The sequence below is a fragment of the Flavobacterium sp. LM5 genome, from assembly GCF_002017945.1.
Classification (GTDB): Bacteria; Bacteroidota; Bacteroidia; order Flavobacteriales; family Flavobacteriaceae; genus Flavobacterium; species Flavobacterium succinicans.
Genome location: NZ_MUFX01000001.1, coordinates 654,876 through 671,833, shown reverse-complemented (window position 1 = coordinate 671,833; position 16,958 = coordinate 654,876). Strand labels below are relative to the sequence as shown.

General features: G+C 35.0%; 11 protein-coding genes. 4 read left to right on the top strand and 7 right to left on the bottom strand.

Annotated features, from left to right (window positions below):
* Positions 1-101: 101 nt before the first annotated feature.
* A complete protein-coding gene (gene aceB, locus BXU11_RS02770; protein ID WP_078210938.1) occupies positions 102-1,703 on the top strand; it encodes a malate synthase A in 1,602 nt (533 codons plus the stop codon).
* A gap of 320 nt (positions 1,704-2,023) precedes the next feature.
* On the top strand, positions 2,024-3,304 hold the full coding sequence (aceA, locus tag BXU11_RS02765) for an isocitrate lyase (protein WP_024980739.1): 1,281 nt from the start codon (positions 2,024-2,026) through the stop codon (positions 3,302-3,304).
* A gap of 372 nt (positions 3,305-3,676) precedes the next feature.
* Here the strand turns inward: aceA and BXU11_RS02760 are convergent, their stop codons facing one another.
* The 7 genes from BXU11_RS02760 to BXU11_RS02730 form a co-directional block, all read right to left on the bottom strand.
* On the bottom strand, positions 3,677-6,301 hold the full coding sequence (locus tag BXU11_RS02760; RefSeq protein ID WP_078210937.1) for a glycosyl hydrolase: 2,625 nt from the start codon (positions 6,299-6,301) through the stop codon (positions 3,677-3,679).
* Between the two features lie 429 nt (positions 6,302-6,730).
* A complete protein-coding gene (locus tag BXU11_RS02755; RefSeq protein WP_078210936.1) occupies positions 6,731-7,759 on the bottom strand; it encodes a glycosyltransferase family 2 protein in 1,029 nt (342 codons plus the stop codon).
* A 715-nt stretch (positions 7,760-8,474) separates the two neighbouring features.
* Positions 8,475-8,987 carry a hypothetical protein gene (locus BXU11_RS02750; protein WP_223253656.1) on the bottom strand — a complete coding sequence of 171 codons (513 nt, stop codon included), beginning with the start codon at positions 8,985-8,987 and terminating at the stop codon, positions 8,475-8,477.
* Positions 8,988-9,081: 94 nt separating this feature from the next.
* Complete coding sequence (locus BXU11_RS02745; RefSeq protein ID WP_078210935.1) at positions 9,082-9,411, bottom strand: LytTR family DNA-binding domain-containing protein; 330 nt, start codon at positions 9,409-9,411, stop codon at positions 9,082-9,084.
* A gap of 149 nt (positions 9,412-9,560) precedes the next feature.
* A complete protein-coding gene (locus BXU11_RS02740; RefSeq protein ID WP_078210934.1) occupies positions 9,561-11,870 on the bottom strand; it encodes a hypothetical protein in 2,310 nt (769 codons plus the stop codon).
* Between the two features lie 440 nt (positions 11,871-12,310).
* On the bottom strand, positions 12,311-13,405 hold the full coding sequence (locus BXU11_RS02735; RefSeq protein ID WP_078210933.1) for an HmuY family protein: 1,095 nt from the start codon (positions 13,403-13,405) through the stop codon (positions 12,311-12,313).
* 16 nt (positions 13,406-13,421) lie between these two features.
* Positions 13,422-15,539: a TonB-dependent siderophore receptor gene (locus BXU11_RS02730; RefSeq protein WP_078210932.1), complete on the bottom strand. Its 2,118-nt coding sequence runs from the start codon at positions 15,537-15,539 to the stop codon at positions 13,422-13,424.
* Positions 15,540-15,651: 112 nt separating this feature from the next.
* Between BXU11_RS02730 and BXU11_RS02725 the strand changes: the two genes are divergently transcribed.
* Positions 15,652-16,566, top strand: a complete 915-nt coding sequence (locus tag BXU11_RS02725) for a DUF6607 family protein (RefSeq protein ID WP_078210931.1) — start codon at positions 15,652-15,654, stop codon at positions 16,564-16,566.
* A 12-nt stretch (positions 16,567-16,578) separates the two neighbouring features.
* Positions 16,579-16,923, top strand: coding sequence for a DUF6686 family protein (locus BXU11_RS02720; protein ID WP_024980732.1), 345 nt, complete (start codon positions 16,579-16,581; stop codon positions 16,921-16,923).
* Positions 16,924-16,958: the final 35 nt, after the last annotated feature.

Here is a 16,958-nt window from a genome sequence, read left to right as displayed (position 1 = left end):
AATATAAAAGTCGCAAAAAACATTTTTTTTCATTTTTTGCGAACGTTCGCTTGTTTTGTAAAAAACTTTTTGTAGTATTGCAGTATCAAAATCAAATAGTTATGCAAACACTAACCGAAACCACCGAAAAAAAATGGCAATTTTTGAATAAAGAAATTGCGCAACACGAGAACATTTTAACCGAGGAAGCGATAGATTTCTTGACCGCTTTACACGAAAACTTCAATACTAAACGATTGGAACTTTTAGAAGCCCGCAAAGCACAACAAGTCCAATTTGATAATGGTGTGTTACCCACCTTTCCTTTGGAAACCAAAAGCATTAGAGAAAGCAACTGGCAAGCAGCTCCTGTCCCAAAAGATTTAATCGATAGACGAGTGGAAATCACCGGACCAGTAGATAGAAAAATGGTGATTAACGCTTTGAACTCGGGTGCGAAAACTTTTATGGCTGATTTTGAAGACAGTACTTCGCCTACTTGGGACAACATAATGGAAGGACAACAAAACCTAAAAGATGCCGTAAACAAAACGATTACGCTAGAAGATCCAATTAAAAACAAAAAATACGCACTAAAAGATAAAACTGCCGTTTTGATTGTACGCCCAAGAGGATTGCATTTGAACGAAAAACACATCTTGATAGCAAACGAAGAAGCTTCTGGTTCTTTGATTGACTTTGGTCTGTATGCTTTTCATAATCATGACCAATTGGCCAGAAACGGTTCGGCGCCTTATTTTTACTTACCCAAGCTAGAACATTATTTGGAAGCCAGATGGTGGAACGAAGTGTTTGAATTTGCACAAGAATACCTTGGAGAGCAACACGGTACCTTTAAAGCAACCGTTTTGATTGAAACAATAACCGCCAGTTTTCAGTTGGACGAAATCATCTACGAATTAAGAGACCATATCGTAGGCTTGAACTGCGGGCGTTGGGATTACATTTTTTCATACATCAAAAAATTCAGAAATAATCCTGCCTTTATCGTTCCGAACCGCGACCAAGTAACGATGACTTCGCCTTTTATGGACGCGTATTCTAAATTGGTGATTCAGCGTTGTCACAAACGCAACATTCACGCAATGGGCGGAATGGCTGCACAAATTCCGATTAAGAATGACCCCGAAGCCAACGAAATTGCCTTCAAAAAAGTGATTGCAGATAAAGAACGAGAAGCCAGAAACGGACACGACGGAACTTGGGTAGCGCATCCTGATTTGGTTCCGATAGCGATGAAAGTGTTTAATGAAAATATGATGACCAAAAATCATATTCACATCAAGAGAGCGGATTTGCACATTACAGAAGCGGATTTGTTGCAAATTCCAGTAGGAACGATTACCGAAGAAGGGATTCGCAAAAACGTAAATGTGGCCGTGCTGTACATCACTTCTTGGCTAAACGGACAAGGCGCTGCAGCGATTCATCACTTGATGGAGGATGCCGCCACGGCAGAAATCTCAAGGTCGCAATTGTGGCAATGGCTTCAAAATGAAGTAACGTTGGATTCGGGTGAAAAATTAACGACCAAATTGTACCACCGCATAGCTTTGGAAGAATATGAAAAAATCAGAAAGCAAGTGGGTGACCGAGCGCACGAAGAGGAAAACTACATCTTGGCAGAAAAATTACTAGACGAACTGGTTGTGAACAAAAAATTTGTAGAGTTCTTGACGATACCAGGGTATAAGTATTTGTAGTGGTTAACAATCACTATTAAAAAAGTAAGCCACGAATTCCACAGATGAACACCAATTTTTCTGCTTTAATTAAACGAATCATAGCAGCCAATAAAGTTTGTTTTAAAAACAGTGAGTCTTTTCTTTTTCCAAAAAATCACATTGCTGGCTTTTAGCCCCGATCGCAGTGGCATCCTCTGGACTCGCGAACGAGCGAGGACAGAGATATAACGGAGAGCGGGACCCATATTCACTGAAAAAAACCTTTGCTTGCCGCTCCTGATAATTAAATGAAACAAAAAATCTATTATAAACCAACCGAGAATTAAAAAAAAGAAATTATGAAAACCACCGAGACACGCATTCAAGAATTAGTAACTGATTGGTTAACAAACCCAAGATGGGAAGGCATTGAACGTCCTTACACCGCTGAAGAAGTGGTGCAATTGCAAGGTTCATACCAAATTGAACACAGTATCGCTAGAATGGGCGCTACGAAACTTTGGAACAGATTGAAATCACAGGATTTTGTTGCCGGATTAGGCGCATTGACCGGTAATCAAGCCATTCAAGAAGTGGAAGCTGGACTAGAAGCTATTTACTTAAGTGGCTGGCAAGTGGCGGCTGATGCGAATGTGGCCGGCGAAATGTATCCTGACCAATCGTTGTATCCTGCCAACAGTGTTCCTTTGGTAGTAAAAAGAATCAACAACGCTTTGTTGCGCGCTGACCAAATTCAAGTGGTGAATAAAACAGTAGATAAAAAAGATTACTTGGTTCCGATTGTTGCGGATGCTGAAGCAGGTTTTGGAGGAAACTTGAACGCTTTTGAATTGATGAAATCAATGATTGAAGCAGGTGCAGCAGGCGTACACTTTGAAGACCAATTGAGTTCTGCTAAAAAATGCGGACACTTGGGCGGAAAAGTTTTGGTACCTACGCAAGAAGCCATCAATAAATTAATCGCTGCGCGTTTGGCTGCCGACGTAATGGGAACGCCAACCTTGATTGTAGCAAGAACGGATGCGGATGCTGCAAACTTATTGACAAGCGATATAGACCCAAGAGATGCCAAATTCATCACGGGAGAAAAAACAGACGAAGGCTTTTTCTATGTAAACTGCGGTGTGGAGCAAGGTATTGACCGTGGGTTAAGTTATGCACCTTATGCCGATTTGATTTGGATGGAAACGAGCAACCCTGATTTGGCTTACGCAAAACAATTTGCCGATGCTATTCACGCGAAATATCCAGGAAAAATGTTGGCTTACAACTGTTCGCCTTCGTTCAACTGGGCGGCGAAACTATCGGTTGCAGAAATGGAAACTTTTAGAGAGGACTTAGCGGCTATGGGGTATAAATTCCAATTCATTACTTTGGCTGGATTCCACGCTTTGAACACGAGTATGTTTGAATTGTCAAAAGCCTACAAAGAAAGAGGTATGGCCGGCTACTCTGAATTACAAGAAAGAGAATTTGCTTTGCAACAACACGGTTTTAGAGCCGTAAAACACCAAGGTTTTGTGGGAACGAGCTATTTTGATGCTGTTCAAAATACGGTTACAACCGGAAAAGCGTCTACAACAGCAATGAAAGACTCAACAGAAGTGGCACAATTTTAAAAGTATTTTAGAAGTTTAATTATTAAAGATGTTTGCCAAAAAAAGGCACGAAACCAACTTGGAATCGTGCCTTTTGTTTTTGTTCTTAATCGTGTCAATGCGAAAAATCTTTGTCGAAATTTAACCGCAAGGTTCGCAAAGGTTTACGCTAGGTTCGCAAAATTTTTAACCATATAAGAGTTGTAAATATGACTCAAAAGCCCTCTTTTGGTTTTAGTAAAAGGATAAAAAGTATACACAAATTAGAGTTACTACTTTTTACCTAACTTCAATGACCTTAAATGCCTCATATGGTTCAAAAACAAGTTAGTTATCATAACCTTTCAACGTAAAACCATCGGAAATTATGGTTGATTTTTCAAACAGACCTCTTTATTTAGGTGCTACAATTTCGAAAGGTGTTGTCGCTTTCTCTTTGTCTTTAGCAACGCTCCAAATATATTTAGCGACTGGCAAATAATACTTCCCGTTTTTCGCAGGCATTATTTTTAGCTTTTTATCTTTTGCCATCCATTTGTCGGCCGCAGCTTTGTCGATTGCTAAATCATATACCACTTTGTTCAATCCTTTTTGAGCGGCAACAGTGATTGAATAAACTATTTCCTTAGAAGCATTTTCTAATTGAACGCTTACATTTCCAGCTGAATTGGTATAAAACCAAAGTTCATTTTTTGGAATAAACTCGTCACCCCAAGCGCCACGTTTCGAACCCCATCTTTCGGATTTTGTTGTGCTTTTAACTTCATACACATAAAGACTTTTGTCTAAAACCTCTTTTTTCAATTCTTGGACTTGTTTCAAACTCACTTTATATACCGAGCGACCGTGTGTCCCCACAATTAAATCTTTGGCTTTCTTTTGAATCACCAAATCGTGCACCGCCACTGGAGGCATTCCGTTTGAGAAATCTTGCCAAGAAGTACCACCGTCAACAGAAATGTAAAGGCCATTGTCAGTTCCTACATACAACACGCTATCCAAAACGCTGTCTTCTAAAATCACATTGACTGGACTTGCAGGAAGATTGTTTGCAATACTTTTCCAAGTTTGCCCTGCATCTTCTGACACATACACATAACTTGTAAAATCGTCATTTCGGTACCCATTGAGCGTTACATAAACGCGTTCTTTTTTGTGGATAGAAGCCACTACTCTACTTACCCAAAGGTTTTGTGGCAAAGTAGTAGAAATCACTTTCCAACTCGCTCCACCGTTATTAGTAAATTGAACTAAACCATCATCGCTACCGGTGTACAACACTCCAAACTCGAAATGACTTTCGCTGATGGTAATCAAGGTTCCAAAAGCCACATTTCCTTGTTTACCTCCTTGAGTTAAATCGGGTGAAATAGCCGTCCAAGTATCACCTTGATTCATAGAACGGTGTAAAAAATTAGAGCCTAAATACAAAATGTCTTGATTGTGAGAAGATAATAAAATAGGCGATTGCCAATTGTATCGCAATGGCTTTTCTTCCTTCTTAGATTTAGGTGCAATGAATTTACTTTGAGATTCATCCGCACGATTGATGCGATAGTAACTTCCGTATTGGTAGCCTGTAAAAACGATATTTGGATTGCGCTTATCAATTTGGATTTGCATCCCATCTCCTCCCATTAATCTGGAATACGGATACTTCCCTTCTTGTTGCCAACGAATTGAGGCATTATAGTTATTAGCCCCAACCCAAACACCATTATCCTGCAAACCACCATAAATATTGTAAGGTTCTTGTTCGTCGACATTCACCGCATAGAACTGTCCCACTGGAATACTGTTGCATAACTGCCACGATTTTCCATTATCATAGGTAATATTCAAACCACCATCGTTTCCGTTAACCAAATGATTCGGATTGTTAGGATTGATCCAAACTACGTGATGATCGGAGTGTACATTATCGCCATCAATAGCTTGAAATGTTTTTCCTCCATTATCTGAAAACAACAACGGAACACCTGTGATATAAATGCGTTCTTGATTTTTAGGATCTACCGTGATGTCGCCAAAATAATAGCCATAGCTAGAATAAAAATCATCAATAAAACTCGTATTGGTTTTTACCCACGTTTTCCCTCCGTTGATGGATTTGAAAACTTCAGCTCCAATTACCTCTGGATCTTCATCGTTGGGATCTTTTTCTTTTTTAGCCGAAGGTCGCATTTTTTGATTATCCATCACAGCATAAATGATGTCTGAAGTAAAAGCCGATAATCCGATACGTCCGACAAATTCATCCGAAGGAAAGCCACTTTCTGGGGTAGAAATCAACTGCCAAGTCGATCCTGCATCGGTACTTTTGTAAATACCAGAAGCTTTTCCATTTCCATTGAAATTGTGTACTTTTCTGTCTTTCTGCCAAGCACTGGCGTATAGTACGTCAAAATTATTTTCGGCCACAGCCATATCAATCACTCCGGTTTCGTCATTTACGAACAACACTTGTTGCCACGATTTGCCACCATCGGTCGTTTTAAAAATGCCTCTTTCCTTGTTTTTAGTGTATAAATGTCCCGCCACTCCAACAATAATCTCATTGCTGTTTTTGGGGTTAACCAAAATTTTACTGATATGATGACTGTCGGTCAAACCAATATTTTTCCAGGTCTTTCCTTTGTCAAAGGATTGCAACAAGCCTATCCCTGCATAAGAAGATCGCGAAGAATTGATTTCTCCTGTACCTACCAGAATCATTCCTGATTTCCAGTCCACAAAGAGAGAACCACAATTTAGTGTAGGTGCCGTATCCATCACAGGTTCCATTCTCAAACCATTCGTATTCGAATACCACAAACCACCTGAGGCATACGCTACATAAAATTCGATAGGATTCTCAGGATTTACCGCCACATCTACTACGCGTCCACTCATCACGGTGGGTCCAACATTTTGTAAAGTCAACTCTTGAAACAAAGTTGGCGTCGTGGTAGTAGTACCATTTTGGCCCCAAGAAACACTAAAGGTCAAGGCAGTAATTAGGAAGGCTATTTTTTTCATTTGCGTAAATTTTGAACGAAAAGTAAGAAATATTAAATAAATACTAAAATTCAACAACAAAATTGTTTTTTAACTATCAATAAAGTCGTTATTTACGCATTAACCTCTTTATTATTTGTTTCGTTTTCGAACAACTCGAAAGGTATCTTTAAAATCTAAAAACGAAAAAAATCTAAAACATTTGAAAGAATGTTCACAATAAGTAGCAAGAAATATATATTGTCATTATTATTAAAAAGATTTTTTGCTACTGATTGAAAGGATTGAAAAGATTTTTTAATCCTACGCCACGAATTCATCTCTGCTAACGTATAAGTCTCTGTAAAAGAAACCAACAGACTTAAAACACGACATCAAATTTCAACCATTACTTAGTTAAAATTTGATGTCGTGTTTTCCTTTTAGTTTTAAAGTGTTGATTTTTTGGGATTAATTTTCCTGATTTAATTTCATCCAACGGAATGGATTTATTAATAATTTTATCAATCTTCGTTTTTGTTTGAGTGTTAAGTCAAAAAAGTTAAAGTTTTCATTAAGTACTAGCTTTAAAGCTTGCTTGTGATTTTTTCTTGAGGTTACGATTTTAATCCATAAATCTAAAAATGTCTTGTTAAAAAGCGCAACATCATAAAGCTGTTTTTCCTTATTGTTTTTCAATATTTTTTCAAAAAAAAGATTCAGGTCATTAATCTTAATTTCATTAAAATTATGAGTAAATATTAGATACGGTATGTAATTTAACATATCATCAATGCCTAATTTCTGATATTGATACTTTAAAATTTCCTTCTCTGCTTCAATATATTTATTTTGTCTGATTTTTGAATCTCCGTTATTATGAATTCTATAAGTTACCAAATACTGGTCTAAATTCACGACTTTAAATTTTTTGGCTAACCTTACGAATAAATCATAATCTTCTGCGGCATGCCTTTTGTAACCCCCTATTTCTTCTATCGCACTTTTTCTTATTAGTACTGACGAATTAATAAATTGATTGGCAAATAGTAACTTTAGTTTTATTTCATCATAGTTAGTATTGACAATAAATTCATCTTGCAAAGGATTTGAGTTTTCGTCAATAAACTTTGTATTTGTTCCACAGACTGCAAATTCTTGATTTTGCTCTAAAAAATCATATTGAATTTGTAGCCTATTCTTTTCAGCAATATCATCAGCATCTAAAATGGCAATATATTTCCCTTTAGCTTCCTCAACACCTCGTTGACGAGTAAAACAAATTCCTTTATTTTCCGAATTGTGTACTAATCGTATTCGTTTAGAATTGAAATTTTCAACTATTGCAACGCTATTATCTGTAGAAGCATCATTAATAATCAATATTTCATAATTTGTAAATGTTTGATTCAGTACACTTTTTATAGTGTCAGAAATATAGTTTTCGGAATTAAATAATGCAATAAAAACGGTGATTTCTATCTTTTCTATACTTTCCAAAGTATTGTAATTTTATTTGTGACGCAAAGGAAAGAGTTTTTCTCTGAATTTCATTTTATATAAACTTTTTTCTTTAACCTCTATTTGGTCGTATTAGTTTATTTTGATTGTACAGATATGAATCTATTGACATAGTAAACATGCTTTGTTTTTTTTATTGGAATAAAAGAACTGCCAACCACCAAAAAACAGGTATCACCTCGACCCAAAACAAAGTAAAATAGTATGTTAATAAACACAAAGAAAAAGTGATGACTACTACCAAAATAGTCTTGAAAATTGATATGTTTAATTTTTTTTTTTCAACAAATACCTAAAAAATTAGCTTTAAAATCAAATTACACACTTTTTGGGGAAATGTTGAATGCAAATTATTTAGTTTTATTTTTATTTAAAATTACTCCTACAATTATTAGTGCAAATCCAATAAACACTATTGATAATCCCGTCCATAATAAAAAACGATTATTATTAAGGCCGTATAACATAAAAGTAATTCCTAAGCATTGTAAAACAAATCCAAGTAATATTAAAGTAAATTTTTTCATGAGTTAATTTTTTTTTTAAGTTACCCTCTAGCGTACTTCTACTACAGCGGGTTTCGGGATAAAGTATGATTTATTTTTCGATTATGACTAAACATCACAAATACAAAACCAACTTTTCATTTAGCCAATTGCCCAGCTTGCTTGTAGCGTGTGTTAGTGGCTGTTTTTTAATTTCTGTCAAATGTTTTCGGAATCATATTTTTATCTGTTTCTCCACTAAATATCCAAGAGATAATGTACCAACGATTGTTGTCAAAAATTAGCTGAATGCTATTTATTCCTCTTCTTTCAACTTTCCCATCTTTTTCTAATCGTGTTTCATAAGTACTCCAAATGTGTGCAATATTTCCAAAAACTCTAACTTCTCTATTAACTTCACTTTCATAAAAAGCTGTGCTGAAAACCATTTCATCAGTTTCTTTATGAAATTCTTGCAATGTCATAGTTACTTGTTCTTGCTTTTTTCTATCAAAATAAGAATAAACTGCTTTTTGATGGTGCAAATAATTGTCTCTTTCCCATTGCCTTTTTGCTCCTTTTTCGCCTGAAACAACCTCATAACTTGCTTTCATTAATGCGTCAATTGTTTTCGCATCATTCTCAAATGATTTCTCTTGTGCTTTTAAATTCCCTGTTGTCATAAATGCCATTGCTGTTAAGTAAAATAAAAATTGTTTCATAATCTTTTTTTACAAAGCAACTCAGATAATTTTGTCAAAAAAAATAAGTTATTTACTTCGTTTAGGATTTTATATAATCTATCAAATTTCTTATTTAGAGTAGCAATTTGTCAATACTATTTAACAGGCAATCTTTGTAACTTTTTGCTATTGTGATTTTATGTTCGCCAATAATTAAATGATTATCTTCTATATATTCTACATTTTTCAAATTCACGATGTTTGAATTATGAACCCTCATAAATTCATCAGGCAATTTGTCAACAAGATCTTTTAAGGTTTTATAGTAAACATACTTTTTGTCGTTCTTGACAAAGATTTCAACATAATTCCCCAATCCTTTTACAAATAAAATGTCGTCAAAACTTAATTTGATTAATTTTCTATCAGTCTTTATAAAAGTGAAATTTTGTTGATTTGTCATTTTATGGTCGTTTCGTTAAAATTGCCACTAACGTTCTGGCACTACAGCGGGTTTGGGATTAAATCAAGCCCTATTTTCGGATTTGACAAATCATCCCAAATGCAAAACCATCTTTCCATTAAGCCAAATACGCAAATCCGTTGTAGCTGTTAGTGGCTGGCTTTTTGTTTAGTATCATTTCTTAAAAGTTCAATTTCATTTAAATCACTTTGAATACCTTGTTCTTTATATTGTGAAGCAAAATTTATCTGAATGATATCTCTTTGCTTTTTCCAATATATTATTGCTGAAAAAACAATTGAAATTTGAACTTTCAAATCAAGATTATTATCTTCTTCTTCCAATTTCCATTCGTCTTTTAATTCTTTGTTTTCTGGGATATTCAGATCAATAACTGAAGTATATAAATTTAATTCTTCATTTATTTTATTTAGTTTAAATTTTTTAATTTCATTTTCTTGAATTTTATCATGCTCAATAAATGGCAAATCTATTTTATTTAAAACAAATAATACATCTTCAAGGTTAGATTCGTATGAAGGAATTTTTACAAAAACAGGTGCGAATTTTGATTTAGTAATAATTTCGTTTAAATCATAACGTACATTTATTCCTATAATAATTATATTTTCATTGTTGCCAATTAATTTTTCAAGACCAATAATTATGTTGTCTTTATTTAATAAGTATCTTTTTGTTTTTGAAACTAAAAAAGAGTTTGGGATAAATCTTTGAATATTATATTTTGCAATTTGTTCTGCAAATACTGTGTCATAAAACATATGTTGAATATCTCCATTGGTAAATGCAGATTTGGTCATTAAAGTTATACCGCCATTAACAGTTAACTTTAAGCGATCATCAATTTCATTATGTTGTTCTGTGTTATAAATTGACTCATATTTTGAAAATGCATCAGTGATAATAGCATTTGCATTTGTTTCAAAAGCTTTTATTTTCTCTTCAGAAAGAGGAGCTTCTAACTTTTGTTGGCCAATTTCATCAGTAATTGATTTTTTTAAATCTGTAATAAATTTCTCGAAATTTGCATTATTATCTACTACTATTTTTTCGAAGTTAAGAGCTTTAATTAATTCATCATTTTCTAATGTATCCTTTAAGCATTTTTCAAAAAAAGAAACAGTATCAAGCCAATTATTTAATTCAATTATATTATCTGGTAAATTAGGTAATGAAATAAAGTCTTGAAAAGTATAGTATGTATTTAAAGAATATTGTCTTATAAATAAAATTGATATATAGGAACAAATCCAATAGTTGACTTGTCTTCTGTTTCCTAAATTATCTAATTCTGGAAAATAATATTTTAAATCAATCGGAGTTTTGCGATTTTTGAATTCATTTCTAAAGTTTTCAAACCATTTAAAAATTGTTGTCATTGATTCAGGCAATAAAACATATTTTGGAGGTAATGACTGTGAATATTCAAATAAATATTTTAAAGTTTTATATCTCTCACGATATAAAAGCAAACCACCTAATGCATAATGAAACTCTAAAAATGTTTCTCTTTCTTCATCTCTTTTTATTATTTCTTCATTATTTATTATTCTTTTCTCCTCAAAATTATAATCAGCTTGAATATATTTTAGACGGTAGTCAAAATACTGATTGGTGTTAGCCCAATACATTTTTATAAATTTATCATTATCACAAATCGTATATAGATTTCTCCATAACCAATTGTATGTTTCTTCTGAAATCGCAATGCTTTCAAAATCTTCTCCTAGCAACCAAACACCACTTACGGCTCTATGTTCAATTGCTAGAAGCTTTCTATTTTGACTATTTGAAAGTTCGTCGTTTAACTTGTTGACCAAAAAATATAAATCAATTGGATAAACTAATGGTTTTGATTTGTCGTGATTTTTTCTAATTTTTTTAAACTCTTGATAATAAAATTCTAATAAAGTTTCTTGCAAATGTTCATCTTGTTTCTCTATTGCGTAAAATGTTAGTTCATTTATCGATTTTAAATAATAAGGTTTTATTTCATCATTTTCTTTTAATGATTCATATTTTGAAATGATGTATTTTAAAAGAGAAGTTGATTTACCATTATATAAAACTACTTTATCTAGCCATATAAAGAAGAAAATCGTTAGAAAAGAAGTGAATACTAAAACAATTAATTTAGCTGAATTATTTATAAACCAATTGTCCCAACCAAAAAATGGATCTTGCTTAAAAATTAGAAAAAAGAAAGTTATAATTGTAAGGAATAAAGTTAGTTTGAAAATTGAAATTTCGAATTTTTGTTTCCTTATTTTTTGAGAAAAAGTCTTTTGTGGAAAATCATTATTAAATAATACAGATAAATATTCAGATGAATATTTATCTCCTATATTTGAAATCTTATCAACGATAATTGGATAGGCAATACCTAAAATTGCAATATCAATTGCTACACATATTTCAATTATATTTTCTAATGTCATATTTAGTTTGGTTAAGCTAGCCACTAACTAGTAGATAGGTCTTACAAGAGTACGGCTTTATTTCCTCAAATATATACAATTTTAATTACAAAACTTTCGCTACTCAATGGTTTGTTGTCGTTATCATGTCGTTTTGGATGGCTGAGGAATTATTGGGAAGTCATTCGACAAAAACACACCCCCAGCCCCTCTCAAGAGGGGAGCAGCGCCCATAAAATTTGGAATTTGCCCTTCGACTGTGCTCAGGGTGACACTTTTGGAATTTGGTATTTAAAAATTGAAATTCTCTAATGCTAACGTTCTAATCCTTGATGATAGCGGAAATCCTTTGGCTCGGGAGGACTTATCCAAAACACAAAAGGCTGCCGAAGCAACCTTTTGACTAACAACTACACAATAAAAAAAACGTAACTACAATTTTAGACACTTATAGCTTGTGTTTACTCTAATTTTTTATATTCAAAAGTGGGATTACCACGAACACCCGCTTCATTGCTTATGGATAGAAAACGTATTTTGTAATAAGTACCAGCGGCATCTTTCACTACATAAAAACGATCGGTTCTTACACTTGGTAATGATGTTGGCCCACCACCACTTCTCCAGTTGGCTCCAATACTTCTTTGATCGGTTTTGGAAGGTTTAAAATTAGCATCCACTACTTTTGCACGCGTAAAATCCGCATAAGTACCACCATCGGCCACTAGCACTTGGTAAGCTTGCGTACCTGCCATTCTATTGGTTACAATAAAATCAGAATAGCCATAGGTTACCTCTCCCGCTCCTGTGGGCAAATAGTTGGTGAAAGGGGTGAAATTCAAATCCCATTTGGTTTTTTGAGGCTCTACAGTCACCGTTTTTCCTTCTTTTAAACTAAAGAAAGTGAAATTAAACGTGTCGTCTTTGGCAATGGTTTTTTCTGTAAATGTTGTAGCGTTTAAGTCTGCATATTGAATTTTGTAGCCGTTTCCATTTCTCAGAATTCTGATTTTTTTCCAGCCTCTCGCTTCGCCATCCAAACTTACAGATCCAACAGCAGGCGCAGTTGTAGCGATCGCAAATCCTAGATTGACCAAATAGACTTTATTATCCGCATCTGTGGCTGAAATTTCGGCAATAGCCGTACCCAATCCCGCTCCAGCTCCTTCCAAAACACCGGTTGGATGGTCTACAAAACCATTACTAGCCAAAACAGTTCCGCCACCAACAGCTACCGCCGCATCCATCGTTTGAGGCAAAGTAATATCGTTAGTTTCTAATTTTTTGACCGCCATTTTGACCGCGCCATTCAATACTACACGGAAAGAAGTCCCAGAGTAAAATCCAAAATCCCAAGAGCTTCTATTGATGGCTTCGGCTTTATTGGCGCTCAAATCCACATATACTTGATTGGGTTGATGATGTCCGCCCACGGCAGGCTGCAAGACTGCACCTAAAGAAGGGATTTCTGGTGTTGGAACAGGAGCCACGTCATCGCTTGAGCAAGACGTTACCGCTAAAAGAGCAAATGATACGATAAGCAATTGTTTTTTCATGGTACTTTGAATTATATTAAAGATTAAGGTTATAAGTTACTTTTAGAAAAAAAGAGCGGCCATAAGCCAGCATGATCTGATTGGAAGCGGCATGGCCTGCACCATCAGCAGTTCGCGTTTGATTGATATTGGTAATATTCAAAATGTTTCTGGCTCCGAAGGTCGTCTCAAGGGTAGCATTGAAAAATTTCCTTTGAACGGTGGCGTCCAACCAATGACTTTCGCCAATGTCTGAAATAACATATTCTGAGGAAGTTGCTATAAACTGTTGGGTTTTGCCATTGTATTTGTAATACGCCGAAAAAACCGTTTGCCATTGCGGAAGGGTATAAGAAAGACTGGTGTTCCAACTAAAAGAATACAAAAAGCGATCATCCGCACGAAACGCATTATTATCCAATTGTTGAGCAATCCCTACCAAAGCCGCTCCAAAAGTCCCTACAAAATTGTTGCTTTTGAATTGATTGGTCGTGGCTACATTCCACATTTTATAGGTGTTAATGTTGATGTATTCGTATTCTGGATTTCCAGTTGTGGGGTTGTATTGTGCCAAAGCCATATCGATTCTATCTTTCACCTGAAGAAAACTCCCTGTTAAAGTACTCGCCAACTGAGCCGTGTTGTGAATTGTGAAGTTTTTCTTCCAACTCATTTCAAACGAAGTACTCGTTTCGGGAATTAAATTTTCATTCCCCGTAAAATGATGTCCGTCAAATATTTGTTTCACATAAAGTTCTTCAAACGATGGTGTTCGGAAAGATTGACCTACCGATGCACGCCATTCTACCTCATTTTTCAACAAATATCGCACACCCAAGGAAGCGGCATATTGATTCTCAAAAAGAGATTGTATAGAATATCGAAATCCGGGACGAAGGGAAAAACTAGGAGTACATTTAAGTTCCGAACCCACAAAAAAGTCATAGTTATTCAATCGTTTTGAAATCGGAACCAGTAGATTATTACTTTCTTGAATCAATGCAAAACCTAAATTTCGCGAAATTTCATACCCTAATTGAAGGTCTAGTTTTTGACTTTTAAAAAAATTACTCCACGTTCCGGTTGAATAAAGTACTTCTGTAGCTTGGTCTTTTTGAGAGGTTACGTCTTGTTCGGTTAGATTGTACAATAAATAGCGGAAGCTTTCTACATCACGCTGTTGTTTTTGATAAGAAAGCGAAACGGTATAATTCATTCTATCCGCTCCATTTCCTGAAACTGACAAATGATGAAAGTTGCGATGGGTCAAAAAACGTTGGTCCAAAGCATAGCGATAGGCGCCCAATTCTGGGTTATAGGCCGATTGAACCGAGGAGTTATAAAAATCGATTTGTTCGTTTAGGAATTGGAATTTATAAAAAAACCGAAATTGATTTTTTTGATAGCCCAAGGTAGTCGAAGTGGTCAGTTGTTCTTTTGGCAGCCAACGATAGCCGCGAGTGCCATCGTTTTCAAAATAAAACTTTCCTTTTTTATCATTCAAAAACCCCTGAAAATCATTGCGATTGATGGCCGCATTAAAAAACCATCCTCCTTTTGGCGCGAATGAAAAAGATAATCCCTGAATGTGTCGGCCTTTATCCATCCACGCATATTCGTTTTGTACCGTTTCTTCTTGCAGTGTGGCTCTCAAATTCCATTTGGTTTTAGCCGCTTTTTTAGTAATAATATTCAATACGCCACTCACCGCATTGGCGCCATGCGTTACGCCCATCGATCCTTCAATAATCTCAATTTGTTGCACATCATCGAGGTTAATTTGAGATAAATCCGCATTGTTACCCAACCCGGATTCACCGACCAAAGGAATATTGTCTACCAAAATTTTAAAATATTGTCCATCTAAACCAAATAACGAAACCGTAGAACGTCCATCAGTCCCACTAGGTCTTAGTGTAATGTTTAAGTATTGGTTCAAGACATCTGCCAAAGTATTTGCAGCTAAGTTTTGAATGTCTTTAGCACTAATAACCCGTACATTGAAAACCGATTTTTTTAAAGATTGCGGTTCCATTTGCCCCGTAACCACTATTTCTTGCAAAGCATTTACTTGCAATGAATCGCTTGGTTTTTGCTGCGCAGATGCAACATAAAGCGCTGTTAAAAGGACAAGTAGCGTCAGATGGTTTTTCATTATTTAGAATAGTTCTTAATTATTTTGAGGCAAATATATAATTATTTTTATTTATTCTAAATAAATATTATAGATTTGCGGTAATTAATTTTTAACCTTTTTTAATACAATAATGAAAACAAAATCAATTCTAGCTTGGAGTGTATTGGCACTTACCGTAAACCTTAGCTTTGGACAAACCGCCAAACAAAAAGAAGACATCAAAGCCATACAATCGATGTGTGGATGTTATGAAGTACAATTTAATTTTACCGAAACTTTCGAGTATCCCAAAGACACGACCACTTACAAACCCTCTAAAACCAAACATGAAACGGCTTTGGAATGGATAGAATTAGTAGAAAACACGCCCAACAAATTGGTGTTGCAACACCTGTTAATTACAGGCGATAAAGAAGAAGATATCGTAAAACACTGGAGACAAGATTGGCTGTATGAAAACACCGATTTATTGACTTTTGATAAAGAATTAACTTGGAAATACAAAAAACTAACTCCCGCTGCTGTCAAAGGACAGTGGACTCAAAAAGTATATCAAGTAGATGATAGTCCGCGTTATGAAGGTACCGCAAGTTGGGCCACAGTAGACGGAATTACTTCTTGGAAAAACGTGACCGATGCCCCGTTACCAAGACGCGAACATACGATTCGTAACGATTACAATGTTTTAAAAAGAAGAAACATTCACGAAATAACAGCTAAAGGATGGATTCACGAACAAGACAACGACAAAGTGATCCGTACCGATGGTGCTGCTGATGTACTTTTGGCACAAGAAAAAGGAATGGATATTTATACCAAAGTACCTAACGAAAGATGCCAGTTGGCTCAAAAGTATTGGACCAAAAACAAAGGGTTATGGGAAAAAGTTCGCAACGAATGGGCTAAAGTATATGGCAAAAACAAAGACCTTACTTTAGAAAAAAAGGTAAATAAAAAATCGTTATTTAGTGTGTTATTCGACTTAAAACCCGATCCTACACAAGAAGAAATCTCAAAAATCATTACTGCCTTTGTAAAATCTTAATTCAGGAAGCGTATGTGCACTCTACAAATTTTGAATAGAACCAACAACGGATTGCTGTTTTTTTGTCAACACAGCGCGTTGTATAATTTGTCATTTAATAATTTAACCTTCAATTTTGACACGACCGAATTTGATCGTTTTAGGGTGTACCTCAACTCCATCGACAGTGATTATTGGGAAAAAGAATATGAAAACTCGATTTATGAAAAGAAAATTCCGATTCCAACCTTGCAAAACAACTTCATTATTTTGCTCAATCGCTATGAATTAGAAGAACTCAAAATTTTAGTCGATTTTAGCCATCGGGCTCGTTTGTTAGCTCCTGAGGAAATCAACTATAAAATGATTTATAATTAAAACCAAAAAGTCCAGCAACCACAGATGATTGCTGG